This window comes from Streptomyces sp. NPDC127100 (assembly GCF_042724095.1).
Lineage (GTDB): Bacteria > Actinomycetota > Actinomycetes > Streptomycetales > Streptomycetaceae > Streptomyces.
Window position 1 is genome coordinate 43788 of sequence record NZ_JBHXFL010000002.1, and the last position, 14591, is coordinate 58378.

The following is a 14591-nucleotide window of genomic DNA, read 5'->3' on the forward strand; positions in this document are numbered from 1 at the left end:
CGGCCGAGGCGATCCTCGGCCGCCGGTCCGGTGCGGCCGCCGCGACGACGCGCGGCCCGATGGTCACCGCATTCCGAACGACGAGTTCGACGACAAACGTGGGGCGGACAACATGAGACTTGGCAGGAGCGCGTCACGTCAGTGGCGGGGCGCGCGACCCCTGGCCGTCGCGGTGTCACTCTGTTTGCTGACACCGCTCGGCCTCACCACGATGGCCCAGGCGGCACCCGGCTCCCCGGGGCGGCCCGACGTGCCCGACCAGCGCGTCAGCAAGGTGTACGAGGTGCGCACCGCCGGGGCGAAGAAGGCCCGGGAGAAGGCGGCCGCGTACCGGAAGGCCAACGACGGACAGGCGAAGCGGGCGGCGGACGAACGCAGGGGCGGGTGGCCCGGACCGGGCGAGGCCGTCGTCGCGCTGGACGGAAAGCGCGAGGTGGCCGCCGCGCCGTCCGGCGTGCCCGTGAAGGTGCGGCCCGGAGCCCAGGCGCCGGCCGGGGCGGACCCCGAGGCCCGCATCACCGTCCTGGACCAGAAGGCGGCGCGCCGGGCCGGCCTCACCGGTGTGCTGTTCACCGTGGACGCCGGCACCCCCGGGGCCCGGGTCAGTGTCGACTACAGCTCGTTCGCCAGTATGGTCGGCGGCGGCTGGGCAGGCCGGCTGAGGCTGGTCCGGCTGCCGGCGTGCGCGCTGACCACGCCGGACCGGGCCGAGTGCCGCCGGACCACCCCGCTGGCCTCGCGGAACGACACCAGGACGCAGACCGTCTCGGCGCAGGCGCCCGTGGCGGCGTCCGGTGCCGGGAGGACGGCACCGTCGGGCGGCGCCGCGGCGGCGCCGACGGTGCTGGCCGTCACCGCTCTCGCGGCGGGCTCCGGGGAGTCCCCCTCCGGCACCGGTGACTACTCGGCGACCGAGCTGTCCGCGGCCTCGTCCTGGGAGGCGGGCGGCAGCTCCGGCTCCTTCACCTGGTCGCACGACTTCCCGCTGCCGCCGGCCGCGACCGACCCGACGCCGACGCTGTCGCTGTCGTACGACTCCGGCAGCGTGGACGGACGCACCGCGACCACCAACAACCAGGGCACCGCGGTCGGCGAGGGCTTCACCCTCACCGACTCCTACGTGGAGCGGGCGTACGGAAGCTGCGACGACGACGGCCACACGGACGTCTTCGACCACTGCTGGAAGTACGACAACGCGCGTCTCGTCCTGAACGGCAAGTCCACCCGCCTGATCAAGGACGACGACAGCGGCCAGTGGCGGCTGGAGGACGACGACGCGTCCAAGGTCGTCCGGTCCACCGGGGCCGACAACGACGACGACAACGGCGAGTACTGGACCGTCGTCACCGGCGACGGCACGAAGTACGTCTTCGGCCTGAACAAGCTCGACGGGGCGGCCGCCGACGTGCGCACCGACTCGGTGTGGACCGTGCCGGTCTTCGGCGACGACTCCGGCGAGCCCGGTTACGACAAGGGCGACTCCTTCGCCGACCGTGCGGCGACCCAGGCCTGGCGGTGGAACCTCGACTACGTCGAGAACACCCGCGGGGGCGCCGCCACCTACTGGTACGCCAAGGAGGCCAACTACTACAAGAAGAACAAGTCCGAGACCGCCGACACCGCGTACACGCGGGGCGGCTACCTCAAGGAGATCCAGTACGGCCTGCGCAAGGGCGCGCTGTTCACGGACAAGGCCGACGCGAAGGTCACCTTCGCGCACGCCGAGCGCTGCACCGCCGACGACTGCGCGAAGCTGACGAAGGACACCGCGAAGAACTGGCCCGACGTGCCGTTCGACGCCATCTGCTCCGACGGCGACAAGGAGTGCGACGCCGCCGGCCCCGCCTTCTTCACCCGCAAGCGGGTGACGGGCGTCAGCACCTTCTCCTGGTCGGCCGCCGAGTCCGCCTACAAGCCCGTGGACACCTGGGACTTCACCCAGAAGTACCTGGACGGCGGCGACATCGGCGACAGCAGCGACCAGACCCTGGCCCTGATGTCCCTGCGGCGCACGGCCAAGGCCGGGACGGCGATCCTCAACGACCCCATCTCCTTCACCTACCAGATGCGGCCCAACCGGGTCGACGCGACCGACGACATCCTCCCGCTGCACCGTCCGCGCATCGCGACGGTCACCTCGGAGACCGGCGCCCTGACGACGGTGACGCTGTCCTCCGAGGAGTGCGTCCGCAGCGAGGTCATCAAGGCCCCCGAGGACACCAACACCCGCTCCTGCTACCCGCAGTACTGGAACATCAACGGGGCCGAGAAGGCCGCCGTCGACTGGTTCCACAAGTACCGCGTCCTCGCTGTGAGCACCTCCGACCCCGCGGGCAACAACGACGCGGTGGAGAACGCCTACGACTACTCCGGGGCCGCCTGGCACCACAGCGACGACCCGTTCACCCCCGCCGACGAGCGGACCTGGTCCGACTGGCGCGGCTACCGCCAGGTGACGGTGTACAAGGGCGCGATCGGCACCACCCGGTCCCGGACCGTCTCGCTGTTCCTGCAGGGCATGGACGGCGACAAGAAGGCGGACGGCACGACCCGCTCGGTCTCCGTCGCCCCGCTCGCCGGCCCCGTCCTCGGCCTGGCCACGCTGACCGACAGCCCGCAGTACGCCGGGCAGCTGCGCGAGCAGGTCGTGTACTCCGGCGCCACGGCCGTGACGGCCACCGCGCACAAGCCGTGGTCCAAGGACACGGCCCACCAGACGGTCCCCGGCGCCGCCGACCACGACGCCCGCTACGTACGGGCCGGACAGTCCACGACCTACACCTATCTGACGGCGTCGAAGTCCTGGCGGTCCCGCACCGTCACCAACTCCTACGACGACCACGGCATGATCACCTCGGTCGACGACACCGGCGACACCGCCGCGAGCGGCGACGAGACGTGCGCCCGCACCTGGTACGCGCGCAACGACGAGGCCGGTCTCACCAGCCTGGTCTCCCGCACCCGGACCGTGGGCAAGGCGTGCTCCGTCATCGACGCCTCCCTGTCCCTGCCCGCCGGCAGCGACAAGCGCGGCGACGTCCTGTCCGACACCGCCTCGGTCTACGACGACCCGCGGGCCACCACCTGGAAGGCCGTGCAGGAACCCGTCACGGGCCAGGTCACCTGGACCGGGCGGGCGACCGGGTACGCCGCCACGGCCGACACGCAGGGCCGGCGCATGCCGACCGGCTGGCAGACGACCAGCACGACGACCTACGACGCCCTGGGCCGCACCGAGGACGTCACGGACGCCGGAGGCTACACCACCACGACCGCGTACACCCCGGCCGCCGCCGGTCCGTTGACGAAGACCGTCGTCACGAACGCCAAGGGCCACGAGACCATCACCTACCTCGACCCGCGGCGCGGTCTCGCCGAGCGCACCTACGACGCGAACCGCCGCAAGACCGAGCTGACCTACGACGCGATGGGCCGGCTGACCGCCGTGTGGCTGCCCAACCGCAACCGGGGCGCGGGCGACACGGCGAACAGCACGTTCGGCTACCAGCTCAGCGCGGCCAAGCCGTCCTGGGTGTCCACCGCCAAGCTCAGGGCCGACGGCAAGACCTACAACACCACCTACGACCTCTACGACGCGCTGCTGCGCAAGCTCCAGACCCAGTCGCCGACCCCGTCGAGCAACGGACGCCTCCTCACCGACACCCGCTACGACAGCCGCGGACTGGCGTACGAGACGTCCGACGACATCTTCGACAGCACGAGCGCGCCCACCGGCACCTACACGCGCTCCGAGTACGGTGAGTCGCCCACGCAGACCATCACCGAGTACGACGGTGCCGAGCGGGAGACCAGCCGTACCGTCTACTTCTTCGGCCAGAAGCGGTGGACGAGCACGAGCAGCTACACCGGCGACTCCTCCGCGACCTCGGCCCTCAAGGGCGGCACCGCCCGGCGCACCGTCGTGGACGCGCGCGGCCGGACCGTCGAGACCCGGGAGTACGCCGGGCAGAGCCCCGCGGACGCCGACTTCGGCGGCACCGGCGGGGCCGCCCACACCTCCGTGCGCACCGCCTGGACGCCCGACGGCAAGGAGCGTCTGGTCACCGGCCCCGACGGGGCCGAGTGGAGCTACGGGTACGACCTCTTCGGCCGGCGGACGGACATCACCGACCCCGACAAGGGCCAGGCCCACACGGAGTACAACGCCCTCGACCAGGCCACGAAGGTCACGGACGCGGGCCAGAAGTCGGTGCTGACCGAGTACGACGAGATCGGGCGCATCACCGCCACCTGGGCCGGCAGCAAGACCGAGGCCAACCAGCTGACGAAGCACACGTACGACGAGGTCGCCAAGGGCAAGCCGGCGGAGTCGGTCCGCTACGTCGGCGGTGCGGCCGGCAAGGCCTACACGCGCCGGGTCACCGAGTACGACAGCCTCGACCGGGCGGTGGCCACGGAGCTCGTGCTCCCCGCCGACGACCCCCTGGTCAAGGCCGGACTGCCGCAGACCCTGTCCAACACCAGCTACTACAACCTGGACGGCACCCTCCAGAACAGCACCGAACCCGCCCTCGGCGGGCTGCCCGCGGAAACCGTCAAGCGGGGCTACACCCAGCTCGGCCAGGTGAAGTCCCTCAACGGCGCCAGCGGGTACCTGCTGGACACCGACTACTCGGAGCTCGGCCAGCCGCAGCAGCTCGTCCTCGGCACCGCCGACACCGAGGAGCACAAGAAGGCCTACGTCAACCACACCTACGAGGAGGGCACCGGCCGGCTGCTGCGCAGCCGCGTCACCGACCAGACGCACGGTCTGGTCATGGACCTGAACTACACCTTCGACGAGGCCGGGAACGTCACGGCGGTCGGCGACTCGAGCACGGCCCCCGGTGCCACGCCCGAGACCCAGTGCTTCGCCTACGACGGCTTCCGCCGCCTGACGGAGGCGTGGACCCCGGCCTCCCGCAACTGCTCGGACCCGCGGTCCGCCGCCGCCCTCGGGGGCCCGGCCCCGTACTGGACCGGCTACACCTACGACGACGGCGGTCAGCGCAGGACCGAGACGGAGCACACCGCCGCCGGTGACACGACCACGACCTACTGCCGCACGGGCACGGCCGAGCACGCGGTGACCGGCACGACCACGAAGGGCGACTGCACCGCCCCGGAGAAGTCCTACGACTACACGGCCACCGGCAACACCTGGCACCGCCCCGGTGCCGGCGGCACGCAGGAGCTCACCTGGTCCGCCGAGGGCAGGCTCAGCAAGCTCACCCAGGGCGCACAGGCGACCGACTACGTCTACGACGCCGACGGCACCCTGCTGGTCCGCGCCGCCTCGAACGGCGAGCGGGTGCTGTACGCCGGCGCCACCGAGGTCCACCTCCGCAAGGACGGCACCACCTGGGCCCAGCGCCGGTACGGCACCGAGGAGACGACCGTCGCCCTCCGCACCAACCAGGGCGGCGCCGTCAAGCTCTACTACCTCGCCGCCGACCACCACGGCACGACGAACCTGGCCCTCGAGGCGGGGACGCAGGCCATCACCCGGCGCTACCTCAACGCCTTCGGCGAGGAGCGCGCGGGGGCCGGTGGCGGCACCTGGGTCGACGACCGCGGGTTCCTCGGCAAGACGCACGACAAGGACACCGGCCTGACCCACGTCGGGGCGCGTGAGTACGACCCCGTGCTCGGCGTCTTCATCAGCGTGGACCCGCTGCTGGAGACGGCGAAGCACCAGTCCCTCAACGGGTACGGGTACGCCGAGAACAACCCGGTGACCCTGTCCGACCCCTCCGGCCAGAGCAACCAGATCAAGTGCACCATGGGCGTGGACTGCAGCATGGACATGATCCTCAGCGACATGTTCGCCGCCCCGCCGTTCGACGCGGGGGGCGGGTCCGGCGGCGGCTCCGGCACCGCCGGAGCGACCTCGATCGTGCCCCCGGGCGGGCTCAACCCGAGCCAGCTCCAGCCGTTCCAGTCCGTGCCGCTGCTGATGGGCCCGGACCCGCTGCCGGTCGAGTACAACATGGACCCGATGATCACCAAGCTGCTCAGGATGATGATGGAGCGGCAGATCCACAACCGCCCGCCGATCGGCCAGCTCGCCAGCAACGAGCACGGCGGCGACGGAAAGGTGCGCAGCGGCGGCCCCTGGACCCTGGCCTTCCGCTGGCTGTGGGGCAGCCCGGAGATGAAGAACCGCACGTCCGACGTCTCCTACGACGGCGACGACGAGCTGACGCAGTCCCTGATCAAGAGCACCAGCATGGCGGACGCGCGCTCCACCATCGCCGCCGAGTACGCCTGGAACGGCAAGAAGAAGGGCCGGGCGGACTACAGCACCACGAAGAACCGGAACAAGGACGACCTCAACTACCTCCAGATGGCCGGTGTCTACGCCTCCGACCTCGGCGGCCTGTTCATCGGCAAGGAGGACCGCAAGGCCCAGGGCGTGCTGGGCTCCTACGCGCTCAGCTACGAGATCACCAAGACCAAGGGGGACACCCTGACCGTTCAGTACCATGCCTGGACCGACATCGACAACGAGTCGTTCGCGCCGGGACACCAGAAGTGGCAGCAGGTGTTCAACAAGACGCCGCAGTACACGGGTGGCTACTTCGCCGGCTTCCGGGTCGACGTCAAGTGGCAGGAAACCATCTACCAGTAGGTTGACGTGAAGGTACGACGTACAGGCACGGCGATCGCGGTCCTTCCCTGTCTCGTCCTGCTCGGCATCTCCGCCCTGGCGGGGTGCGGGCGGGACGAGGGGGCCGAACTCGGCGGCGGGCAGCTCACGGGCGTCTGGCAGGGCGCCGGGGGAGGCACCGTGGAGTTCGGGGCCGACGGGCGGTTCGAGATGACGGGCATCCCGCGCGACGCCGTCGTCTTCAGCTTCAGCGATCCCCCGCCGGGGGACGGACGGCTCTCCGGCGCGGGCGAGTGGGAGCTCGACGGCGGCGGCACGAGCGGCACCGTCGAGCTCGGCTTCGACGCCGGAGGCTCCTTCTCCGGCGCCGGGGAGTCCACGCTCCTCCAGGTGAAGGAGGCGGGCGACCGTCCCGTGCTCTACTTCGACACCGACGCCGACAAGGCGTACGGCTACGAGGTACGGCGCGTCGCACAGCGGTGAACGGCCCGGCCCGGTCCCCTCACGACGAGGGGGCCGGGCCGCCGTCGTACCGCGGGCGCGGCGGCGACCTCTCACCCCGGGGCCGCGCGGGGTGAGAGCGACGTTCCCTGCCGGTCACCCGCAGCCCCACCGGCACGAAACGCGGCCTTCCTAGCGTGTGTGCGACCGAGCCCCGGAGCGCGTGGAGGCGTCATGACAGTCCCTGGCGGCCGCTGGATCCAGCACTGGGATCCCGAGGACGAGACCTTCTGGAAGGAGACGGGGGAGCGGGTCGCGCGGCGCAACCTGTTCTTCTCCGTCCTCTCCGAGCACATCGGGTTCTCGGTGTGGACGCTGTGGTCCGTCCTGGTTCTCTTCATGGGGCCCGAGTACGGGCTGACGCCGGCCGACAAGTTCCTGCTGACGTCCGTGGTGACGCTGGTCGGTGCCGTCGTGCGGGTGCCCTACACCTTCGCCGTGGCGGTCTTCGGCGGGCGGAACTGGACGGTCGTCTCCGCCGGGCTGCTGCTCGTCCCGACCGTCGCGGCCTTCGCGGTCATGGAGCCGGGGACGTCCTTCGGGACCTTCCTCCTGGTCGGGCTGCTGGCCGGCATCGGCGGCGGCAACTTCGCCTCCTCCATGACCAACATCAACGCCTTCTTCCCGCTCCGGAGGAAGGGCTGGGCGCTCGGCCTCAACGCCGGGGGCGGGAACATCGGCGTGCCGGTCATCCAGCTCGCCGCGCTGGCGATCATCGGGGCGAGCGGCGGACCCCGGGTGCTGCTGGGCATCTACATCCCGCTGATCCTGGTGGCCGCCGTCCTCGCCGCCCGCTTCATGGACAACCTCGCGTCCGTGAGGAACGACACCGGGGCTGCCAGGGACGCGGCCCGTGACCCGCACACCTGGATCATGTCCGTGCTGTACATCGGCACGTTCGGCTCGTTCATCGGCTACAGCTTCGCCTTCGGGCAGGTGCTCCAGACCCAGTTCGGGCGCACCCCGCTCCAGGCCGCGTACCTCACCTTCATCGGCCCGCTGCTCGGCTCCCTGATCCGGCCGCTGGGCGGCAGGCTCGCGGACCGCTACGGCGGCGCGCGCATCACGCTGGGCAACTTCGTGGCCATGGCCGCCGCCACCGCCGTGCTCGTCGCGGCCAGCACGGCCAAGTCCCTCGCGCTGTTCGTGACCGCGTTCGTGGTGCTGTTCGTGCTCAGCGGGCTCGGCAACGGGTCGACGTTCAAGATGATCCCCGGGATCTTCCAGAACAAGGCGCTCGCCCGGGGACTGACGGGGGAGGAGGCCGTGGCGTACGGGCGGCGGCTCTCCGGCGCCGCCATGGGGCTGATCGGCGCCGTGGGCGCGCTCGGCGGCGTCGCCATCAACCTCGCCTTCCGGCAGTCCTTCCTCTCCCTCGGCTCCGGCACCGGCGCCTTCGTCGCGTTCCTCGCCTTCTATGCCGTCTGCTTCGCCGTCACCTGGGCGGTATACCTTCGCCGCCCCGCCGTGCGGACGCCGGACGGGACCGGCGACCCGGAGCGGGCGGCGGACCGGCTCGGCTACGCCCGGGTATGACGTAACACTGGGGACACGCGGTGGAACCGGGCCCGTCACGCGCCGTTGACAGGCTCGGTCGCCGTACAGGCAGGTACGACGACCGGAACGAGAGCGATGGACGACGAACAGCGGCAGCCGGACCACGGCCCCCTCGCCGGATTCACCGTGGGCGTGACCGCCGCGCGCCGGGCCGACGAGCTGGGCGCGCTGCTCCGGCGGCGCGGCGCCGCCGTCCTGCACGCCCCGGCGCTGCGGATCGTGCCGCTCGCCGACGACAGCGAGCTGCTGGCCGCGACCAAAGAGCTGATCGACCAGGCGCCGGACGTCGTGGTGGCCACCACCGCCATCGGCTTCCGGGGCTGGGTGGAGGCCGCCGACGGCTGGGGGCTCGGCGACGCCCTGCTGGCGCGGCTGCGCACGGTGGAGCTGCTCGCACGCGGACCCAAGGTCAAGGGAGCGGTGCGCGCCGCCGGTCTGACGGAGCGGTGGTCGCCGTCCTCCGAGTCCATGGCCGAGGTGCTGGACCGGCTCCTGGACCAGGGCGTCGACGGCCGCCGGGTCGCCGTACAGCTCCACGGCGAGCCGCTGCCGGGGTTCGTGGAGGCGCTGCGGGAGGGCGGCGCCGAGGTCGTCGGAGTGCCCGTGTACCGGTGGCTGCCGCCGGAGGACCTCGGGCCCGTGGACCGGCTGCTGGACGCCGTCGTCGCGCGGGGCGTGGACGCCCTGACGTTCACCAGCGCGCCCGCCGCCGCCTCCTTCCTGGGCCGCGCCGAGGAGCGCGGTCTGCTTCCCGGGCTGCTCGCCGCCCTCGGCCACGACGTGCTGCCCGCCTGCGTCGGGCCGGTCACCGCGGTGCCGCTCCAGGCGCACGGCGTCGGCACCCTCCAGCCCGAGCGCTTCCGGCTCGGGCCCCTCGTGCAGTTGCTGTGCCAGGAACTGCCGGCCCGGGCCCGCCCGCTGCCGGTCGCCGGGCACCGGGTGGAGATCCGCGGCCACGCCGTGCTGGTCGACGGGGAGCTCAAGTCGGTGCCGCCCGCCGGGATGTCCCTGCTGCGGACGCTGTCCCGGCGGCCGGGCTGGGTCGTGCCCCGCGCCGAACTGCTGCGGGCGCTGCCGGGGGCCGGGCGCGACGAACACGCCGTGGAGACGGCGATGGCCCGGCTGCGCACGGCCCTCGGGACGCCGAAGCTGATCCAGACGGTGGTCAAGCGCGGTTACCGGCTGGCCCTGGACCCGGCCACCGACGCGAAGTACGCCGACGACTGACCCCGGGGCCGCGCCACCCCGCACGGCGCGGGCGGTACGAGGGGTTCCGGGCGGGGGAACGGACGGGCACTGTAGAGGGAGCGGTCCACCTGCTCCCCTCCCCGGCCCGTTCCACCCGGGCAACTCCTAGGCGGTGACAGGAACATGGCACTGGGTACGGTGACAGACGCCTACGAGCTGCGGTTCGACACCGGGCGGGTCTGTCTGGACCTCCTCGCCACCACCCACCCCGTCGAACGGCTCGACTCCGTCGCGGCGCTGCGCGCCTGGATCACCGGCTCCGGGATCGTCCCGCCGGGCACGCCCCTGGCCCATGCCGACGGCTCCTGGCTGGCGGCCTTCCGCGAACTGCGCTGCCAGACCGCCCGGTTGGTGCGCGCCCGCGCCCCGCGCGCCCCCGCCCCCGGCGGGCCCCGCGACCTCGCGCTCGCCCGCGTCAACGACCTCGCCCGCGCCGCGCCCCCGGCCCCCCGCGCGGTGCGCGGCGAGGACGGCCTGCTGGTGCGGGAACTGACGGCGCCCGTGGAGTGCGCCGCGCTGCTCGGAGCGCTCGCCCGGGACGCCGTCGAACTGCTCACCGACCCCGTCGCGCGTGCGTGCCTGCGGCAGTGCGCGGGCGACAACTGCCCGATCGTGTACGTGGACACCTCCCGGGGCCGCCGCAGGCGCTGGTGCTCCAGCGAGATCTGCGGGAACCGCGAACGCGTCGCCCGGCACCGCCGCCGCGCCGCCCTCGCCCGCTGAGGCGGGGCGGGATGTACCCCCGTGTCCGCCCCTGCCCCCTTCGTCGCGCCGCCCCCGAGAAAACTGTCACGCCGCTTTGAACACCCCGCACCCGGCGTCCGTACCGGATGGGCGAGCGACCTGACTGGGGGAACCCCCGGACACCGGAGGTGGGCGTGCGCAAGGATTCCGTCGTGGCCAGTGAACGTGGTGCGAGGGCCCGGCATCGCATGTCCCAGTCCTCCTCGGAGCCCGACGAGGACCTGATGCGCGCCCTGTACCGGGAGCACGCGGGCCCCTTGCTGGCGTACGTGCTGCGGCTGGTCGCGGGGGACCGGCAGCGCGCCGAGGACGTCGTCCAGGAGACGCTCATCCGTGCCTGGAAGAACGCCGGTCAGCTCAACCGTGCGACCGGATCGGTACGCCCCTGGCTGGTGACGGTCGCACGGCGCATCGTCATCGACGGCCACCGCAGCCGGCAGGCCCGGCCGCAGGAGGTCGATCCGTCGCCGCTGGAGGTCATCCCCGCGGAGGACGAGATCGACAAGGCGCTGTGGCTGATGACGCTGTCGGACGCGCTCGACGACCTGACCCCGGCCCACCGGGAGGTCCTCGTCGAGACGTACTTCAAGGGGCGTACCGTCAATGAGGCGGCGCAGACACTGGGCATACCCAGCGGCACCGTTCGCTCCCGGGTGTTCTACGCCCTGCGTTCGATGAAGCTGGCTCTGGAGGAGCGGGGGGTGACGGCGTGATGAGCGGGTACGGGGGATTCCAGGGGTTCGGCGCGGGTGATGCGGGTAGTTCTGCCCCCATGCAGGGACCATCGGTGCCGAACGAACACGAGACCGTCGGCGCCTACGCCCTCGGCATTCTCGACGACGCCGAAGCAACCGCTTTCGAGGCGCACCTCGCCGGCTGCGAGTGGTGCGCCCAGCAGCTCGACGAGCTGGCCGGCCTGGAGCCCATGATGGCCGCCCTCGCCGACCTGCCGGGCACGGGCACCCCCGCGATCGCCGAGTCGCTGACCGCCAGGCCGGGCCCGCGGCTGGCCGAGAAGCTCGTCGACGAGGTCGCCGAGCGCCGCGCACGCAAGCGCCGCCGCAACTTCTACCTGGTGGGCACCGCGGCCGCACTGATCGTCGGCGGCCCGTTCGCCGCGGTGGCGACGACCAGCGGCGGTGACGACGGCGGCCGGCGGACCGAGGCGCGGGAGAGCGCCGGCCCCGCCGCGTCCGCCTTCGCCGCCCTGCCCGACCGGGTCACCGCGACCGACCCGACCACCAAGGTCAGCGCGACCGTGGCCCTGGAGAAGAAGGCCTGGGGCACCGACGCCGTCCTGGAGCTGAAGAACGTCAAGGGCCCCGAGAAGTGCTCCCTGATCGCCGTCGGCAAGAACGGCGAGCGCGAGACGCTCGCCTCCTGGTCGGTCCCGAACTGGGGGTACGGCATCCCGGGCGCCGCCACCGACAAGGCGAAGGAGCCGCTCTACGTGCACGGCGGCGCCGCCCTCGAACCCAACGAGATCGACCACTTCGAGGTCATGACCTTCGACGGCGAGCGGCTCGTGGAGGTGGACCGGTAGCCCCTTCGGACCGCCCCGTGGCCTCCCGGCCCCCCTTCGCGTACGGTTGACGGCTGCCCAGCACGTCAGAAGGGGGCCCGGTGGCCGCACAGGCACAACAGGACTCGGCGGTCGAATCGGTGCACGACTCCGTACGCGACCGAGAGATCAGCGTGGAACAGGTACACCTGGACCGGGTGTACCGCCGTCTCGAGGAGAAGATCCACGAGGCGGAGTTCCTCATGCACGACGCGGCCCGGCGCGGCCACGTCGGCACCCCCGGCGCGCTCGCCGAGCGCGACGCGCAGGTCTTCCGGGCGGGCATCCACCTGAACCGCCTCAACAACGAGTTCGAGGACTTCCTCTTCGGCCGGATCGACCTGCTCCTCGGCAAGGACGGCAAGAAGGGCGCGGACGGCGCGTACACGGCCGTCGAGCCCGCCGAGGGCGCGGTACGGGCCGACGACACCGCCGATGTCGCCGAGACCCTGCACATCGGCCGCATCGGCGTCCTGGACGAGGACTACGCGCCGCTGGTCATCGACTGGCGGGCGCCCGCCGCCGCGCCGTTCTACCGCTCCACGCCCGTCGACCCGGGCCGGGTCGTGCGCCGCCGGGTCATCCGGTCCAAGGGCCGGCGCGTCCTCGGCGTCGAGGACGACCTGATGCGTCCAGAGATCACGGCGTACCTGGACGGCGAGGCGCTGCCCGTCGTCGGCGACGGCGCCCTGATGGCCGCCCTCGGCCAGGCCCGCACCCACAGCATGCGGGACATCGTCGCCTCCATCCAGGCCGAGCAGGACCTGGTCATCCGCGCCCCCGCCGCCTCCGTGACGTACGTCGAGGGCGGTCCCGGCACCGGCAAGACCGCCGTCGCCCTGCACCGGGCGGCGTACCTGCTCTACCAGGACCGGCGCCGCTACGCGGGCGGCATCCTGATCGTCTCGCCGACCCCGCTGCTCGTGGCGTACACCGAGGGCGTGCTGCCCTCCCTCGGCGAGGAGGGGCAGGTCGCCATCCGCGCCATCGGCTCCCTCGTCGACGGCGCCGGGGCCACGCTGTACGACTCCCCGGCCGTCGCCCGCGCCAAGGGCTCCTCGCGGATGCTCAGGGTGCTGCGCAAGGCCGCGCGCGGGGCGCTGGAGTCGGACGGCGCGCCGTCCCTGCTGCGGGTCGTCGCCTTCGGCCGGCGGCTCGAACTGGAGGCGGAGGAGCTGGCCGCCGTCCGCCGCACCGTGCTCGGCGGGACGGCACCCGTCAACCTGCTGCGTCCCCGGGCCCGCCGGCTGCTCCTGGACGCCCTGTGGGGCAAGTCCGGTGCGGCCTCCCGCCACAGCGACCCGGAGCTGGCCGCCGAGCTGCGTTCGTCCTTCGACGAGGACGTCAGCGCCGAGGACTCCTTCATCGCCTTCCTGGACGCCTGGTGGCCGGAGCTGACGCCCGGTGCCGTGCTGGCGGCCATGGCGGACGAGAAGCGGCTGGGCCGCTGGGCGCGGCGGATCCTCAACCCCGGCGAGGTCCGCAAGGTGGCCCGGTCGCTGCGCCGCGACGGCCACTCCGTGCACGACATCGCGCTGCTCGACGAGCTCCAGGCCCTCCTCGGCACCCCGGCCCGTCCCCGCAAGCGGCGCGAGCTGGACCCCCTGGACCAGCTCACCGGCCTCGAGGAGCTGATGCCGCAGCGCGAGGAGACCCAGTGGGAGCGCGCCGAGCGGCTGGCGCAGGAGCGCACCGAGTACGCGCACGTCATCGTCGACGAGGCGCAGGACCTCACGCCCATGCAGTGGCGGATGGTCGGCCGCCGCGGCCGGCACGCCACGTGGACCGTCGTCGGTGACCCGGCCCAGTCCTCCTGGTCCGACCCCGACGAGGCGGCGGCGGCCCGCGACGAGGCCCTGGGCAGCCGTCCCCGGCGGCGCTTCGAGCTCACCGTGAACTACCGCAACCCGGCCGAGATCGCCGAGCTGGCGGCCAAGGTGCTCGCCCTCGCCATGCCGGGGTCCGAGGCGCCGACGGCGGTCCGCTCGACCGGCGTCGAGCCGCGCTTCGCCGTCGCCGGGGACGCCCTCGCGGCGACCGTGCGGGCGGAGGCGGCCCGGCTGCTGGACCTCGTCGACGGCACCGTCGGCGTCGTCGTGGCCATGAACCGCCGCGAGGAGGCCCGGCGCTGGCTCGCCGGGCTCGGTGACCGGGTGGTGGCGCTGGGCAGCCTGGAGGCCAAGGGCCTGGAGTACGACGCGACCGTCGTCGTCTCGCCGGCGGAGATCGCGGACGAGTCGCCCGCCGGGCTGCGGGTGCTCTACGTCGCGCTGACCCGGGCCACCCAGCAGCTCACGATCGTCTCGTGCGACCGGGACGAGCCGGACGCGGCCGGGGTGCCGGACCTGCTGCGCGACTGAGCGCACGCGA

Annotated in this window: 8 protein-coding genes; all 8 read left to right on the forward strand. The window is 72.7% G+C overall.

Annotation, left to right across the window (positions count from 1 at the left end):
- Window positions 1–112: 112 nt before the first annotated feature.
- The 8 genes from ACFWJB_RS03035 to ACFWJB_RS03070 all read left to right on the forward strand — a co-directional run bounded on the left by ACFWJB_RS03035 (window position 113) and on the right by ACFWJB_RS03070 (window position 14581).
- Window positions 113–6631 carry an RHS repeat domain-containing protein gene (locus ACFWJB_RS03035; RefSeq protein ID WP_386919915.1) on the forward strand — a complete coding sequence of 2173 codons (6519 nt, stop codon included), beginning with the start codon at window positions 113–115 and terminating at the stop codon, window positions 6629–6631.
- A gap of 6 nt (window positions 6632–6637) precedes the next feature.
- A complete protein-coding gene (locus ACFWJB_RS03040) occupies window positions 6638–7093 on the forward strand; it encodes a hypothetical protein (protein ID WP_385470455.1) in 456 nt (151 codons plus the stop codon).
- Window positions 7094–7285: 192 nt separating this feature from the next.
- Window positions 7286–8647 carry a nitrate/nitrite transporter gene (locus ACFWJB_RS03045; RefSeq protein WP_385470457.1) on the forward strand — a complete coding sequence of 454 codons (1362 nt, stop codon included), beginning with the start codon at window positions 7286–7288 and terminating at the stop codon, window positions 8645–8647.
- A gap of 96 nt (window positions 8648–8743) precedes the next feature.
- The gene (locus ACFWJB_RS03050; protein WP_386919918.1) at window positions 8744–9895 is read left to right on the forward strand and encodes a uroporphyrinogen-III synthase; all 1152 of its coding nucleotides are present in this window, start codon (window positions 8744–8746) and stop codon (window positions 9893–9895) included.
- A 144-nt stretch (window positions 9896–10039) separates the two neighbouring features.
- Entirely contained in the window at window positions 10040–10639 is a 600-nt protein-coding gene (locus ACFWJB_RS03055) for a CGNR zinc finger domain-containing protein (protein ID WP_385470461.1), read from the forward strand.
- A 209-nt stretch (window positions 10640–10848) separates the two neighbouring features.
- Entirely contained in the window at window positions 10849–11373 is a 525-nt protein-coding gene (locus ACFWJB_RS03060) for a sigma-70 family RNA polymerase sigma factor (RefSeq protein ID WP_385470469.1), read from the forward strand.
- A 59-nt stretch (window positions 11374–11432) separates the two neighbouring features.
- Window positions 11433–12203, forward strand: a complete 771-nt coding sequence (locus ACFWJB_RS03065) for an anti-sigma factor family protein (RefSeq protein WP_386919920.1) — start codon at window positions 11433–11435, stop codon at window positions 12201–12203.
- 80 nt (window positions 12204–12283) lie between these two features.
- Complete coding sequence (locus ACFWJB_RS03070; protein WP_385470465.1) at window positions 12284–14581, forward strand: HelD family protein; 2298 nt, start codon at window positions 12284–12286, stop codon at window positions 14579–14581.
- The last annotated feature ends 10 nt before the right edge of the window (window positions 14582–14591 follow it).